The sequence below is a fragment of the Mesorhizobium argentiipisi (SeqCode) genome (assembly GCF_037179585.1).
In the GTDB taxonomy this organism is placed as follows: Bacteria; Pseudomonadota; Alphaproteobacteria; order Rhizobiales; family Rhizobiaceae; genus Mesorhizobium; species Mesorhizobium argentiipisi.
Genome location: NZ_JAPYKO010000131.1, coordinates 1 through 307 on the forward strand (window position 1 = coordinate 1; position 307 = coordinate 307).

Here is a 307-nt window from a genome sequence, read left to right on the forward strand (position 1 = left end):
ACCGCGATCAACTGGTCGCGATGCGGGCAACGCTGAAGAAGCAACTCGGCGAGGCTTTCGAGGCGATCGTCATCACCAGCCTCAAAGACCTGATCGCCGGCCTCGATGCTCGCATCAAGGCGCTCGAAAGCCAGATTGCCGAAGTCATTCGTCAAGCCGAGGACACCGCCCGCGATTACACGCTGATGGTCTCCGTGCCCGGCGTCTCCAAGGTTGGCGCGCTCTCGCTGCTGGCGCTCCTGCCCGAGCTCGGCCAGCGCTCGCCCAAGGCGATCGCGGCACTGGTCGGCCTTGCCCCGTTCGACAA

Annotated in this window: 1 protein-coding gene; it reads left to right on the plus strand. The window is 64.8% G+C overall.

Annotation, left to right across the window (positions count from 1 at the left end; all coding sequences use genetic code 11):
• Window positions 1–307 (plus strand): transposase (locus O7A05_RS34260; protein ID WP_337097829.1); only part of this gene is annotated, 307 nt, incomplete at both ends.